Raw genomic sequence first — 3,014 nt, forward strand, 5'->3', positions numbered from 1 at the left:
GGGCGCTGCGCAAGGGCAAGGCGAGCGCCGCCGCGCCCGGCCGCCTCGCCGAGGCGCTGCCCGAGCCGCAGCTGCCCGACACCGCCGCGCCCTGGGGCATCCTGATCACCGGCGTCGGCGGCACCGGCGTGGTCACCATCGGCGCGCTGCTCGGCATGGCCGCGCACCTGGAGGGCAAGGGCATCTCGGTGCTCGACATGGCGGGGCTGGCGCAGAAGGGCGGCGCGGTGTGGTCGCACGTGCGCATCGCCGACCGCCAGACGCAGCTCCACGCCGCCCGCGTCGCCGCCGGCGAGGCCGACGCGGTGATCGGCTGCGACCTCGTGGTGGCGGCCAGCGACGAGTCGCTCGCCAAGATGCAGCACGGCCGCACCCGCGTCCTCATCAACCGCGACCAGACCAACACCAGCGAGTTCGTGCGCGGCTTCGCGGCGCAGGCGCGCAGCGGCGACGTGCTCGCCAACCCCGACCCGCAGTTCCCGGCCGCGGCGATGGAGGCGCAGATCGTCGACGCGGTCGGCGCCGAAAAGGCCGAGTTCCTCGACGCCACCGCGCTCGCCACCGAGCTGCTCGGCGACTCGATCGCCACCAACCTGTTCATGCTCGGCTTCGCCTGGCAGCGCGGCCTGGTGCCGCTGTCCTGGCAGGCGATCGAGCGCGCGATCGAGATCAACGGCACCGCGATCGAGGCCAACAAGGCCGCCTTCCTGTGGGGCCGGCGCGCCGCGGTCGACCTGCGCGCGGTGCGCGAGGCCGCCAGGCCCCGCTTCGGCACGCCCGCGCACCACCGCCTGTCGACCAGCGTCGACGAGCTCATCGCCCGCCGCAAGGCGCAGCTGACCGACTACCAGGACGCCGCCTACGCCGAGGGCTACACGCGCCTGGTCGAGCGCGTGCGCGCCGCCGAGGCCAGGGTCGCCCCCGGCATCCAGCTGCTCACCGAGGCGGTCGCGCGCGGTTACCACAAGCTGCTCGCCTACAAGGACGAGTACGAGGTCGCGCGCCTGTACACCGACAGCGACTTCCTCGCGCGCGTCGAGGAGCAGTTCGAGGGCGACTACAAGCTCGTCTTCCACCTCGCGCCGCCGATGCTGGCCGACAAGGACCCGCACACCGGCGAGCTGAAGAAGAAGGCCTATGGCCCCTGGATGCTGAAGGCGATGCGCGTGCTGGCGAAGTTCCGCCACCTGCGCGGCTCGAGGCTCGATCCGTTTGCACGCAGCCACGACCGCCAACTCGACCGCGAGCTGATCGCCGACTACGAGCGCCTGGTCGACGAGATCGTCGTCAATCTGGACCGCGCCAACCACGAGGCCGCGATCGAGCTGGCGGCGCTCCCCGAGCAGATCCGCGGCTACGGCCACGTGCGCGAGCGCTACCTCGCCGGTGCCCGCAAGCGCCAGGCCGCGCTGCTGGAGGACTTCCGCCAGCGTCGCGCGCCGAGCACGCCGCTGGCGACCAAGGCGCGCCGGACGATCGCGATCATCCCGGGCTGATTCGGGAAGCAGGGGGGGCCCTGCTTCCGCGCCATGTTCGCGCCTTCCGGCGCTCCTACAGAAGGCCATCGTCGCGTGGCGGCCTGCAGGAGCGGCGGCAGCCGCGAGCTTTGCGGGCGGTTCGGAAATCGCGGTCCGTCCCCGATTTCTCCGCTTCCGCGCCGTGTTCGCGCCTTCCGGCGCTCCTACAGAAGGCCATCGTCGCGTGGCGGCCTGCAGGAGCGGCGGCAGCCGCGAGCTTTGCGGGCGGCTCCGCACCGTATCACCGTTCGAGGCTGCCGCTCATGGCAGCACCTGTACCCAATCCGCCCGCCGACGCGGCCACCCGCGGCGCCGGTGCGGCGACAACCCCCTCACGTTCCCATAAGGAAGGAGACACAGCATGGCCGTATTTTCCCTGAGCGACTTCGCCGACCACGAGCAGGTCGTCTTCGTCAGCGACGACAAGAGCGGACTGAAGGCGATCATCGCCGTCCACAATTCCAACCTCGGCCCCGCGCTCGGCGGCTGCCGCATGTGGCCGTATGCCAGCGAGGAGGAGGCGGTGCGCGACGTGCTGCGCCTGTCGCGCGGCATGACCTACAAGTCGGCGATGGCCCGGCTCAAGCTCGGCGGCGGCAAGTCGGTGATCATCGGCAACCCGCGCACCGACAAGACCCCCGCGCTGCTCGCCGCCTTCGCGCGCGCGCTCGAGCAGCTGAACGGGCGCTACATCGCCGCCGAGGACTCCGGCACCAGCGTGGCCGACATGAAGACCATGGCGCAGTTCACCCGGCACGTCGCCGGCCTCCACGACAAGCCCTCGGACCAGGGCACGCGCAGCGGCGATCCCTCGCCGGCCACCGCCTACGGCACCTTCATCGGCATCCAGGCCGCGGTGAAGGAGCGCCTCGGTCGCGACTCGCTCGACGGCCTGCGCGTGGCGGTGCAGGGGGTGGGCAACGTCGGCTACGACCTCGCCCGCCAGCTCAAGGAGGCCGGTGCGCAGTTGTGGGTCACCGACATCCACCGCGAGCCGCTGGTGCAGGCCGGGCGCGAGCTCGGCGCCACCGTGGTCGCGCCCGACGAGATCTTCGGCCTCGACGTCGATGTGTTTGCCCCCTGCGCGCTCGGCGCCATCCTCAACGACGCCACCATCCCGCAGCTCAAGGCGAAGATCGTCGCCGGTGCGGCCAACAACCAGCTCGCCGAAGCGCGCCACGGCGTCGAGCTGATGAAGCGCGGCATCCTCTATGCGCCCGACTACGTCATCAACGCCGGCGGCATCATCGACGTTTATCACGAGCGCATCGGCTTCGAGCGTGCGGCGCTGATCCGCCACATCGAAGGCATCCGGGACAACCTGATGGAAGTCTTCGAGCGCGCACGCGAGGAGGAGCGCCCCACCGCCGAGGTCGCCGACGCGATCGCCGAGGAGCGCTTCCGGCGCTGAACCACGGGCGCCGGACGGCGTGGGGCGGGGCTGCAGGCCCCGCTACGGCGCGCCGGCGTCCGTCGGGCGGGGGCCGGCTCCGGCCG

At 72.0% G+C, this 3,014-nt stretch carries 2 protein-coding genes; both read left to right on the plus strand.

The window, feature by feature from the left end; translation table 11 throughout:
- Positions 1-1,496, plus strand: a 1,496-nt coding sequence (locus C667_RS21685) for a DUF6537 domain-containing protein (protein ID WP_004384684.1), incomplete at its 5' end; no start/stop codon positions are given.
- A 382-nt stretch (positions 1,497-1,878) separates the two neighbouring features.
- Entirely contained in the window at positions 1,879-2,928 is a 1,050-nt protein-coding gene (locus C667_RS21690) for a Glu/Leu/Phe/Val dehydrogenase dimerization domain-containing protein (protein ID WP_004384686.1), read from the plus strand.
- Positions 2,929-3,014 lie beyond the last annotated feature (86 nt).

This window comes from Thauera phenylacetica B4P, from assembly GCF_000310225.1.
Taxonomy (GTDB): domain Bacteria; phylum Pseudomonadota; class Gammaproteobacteria; order Burkholderiales; family Rhodocyclaceae; genus Thauera; species Thauera phenylacetica.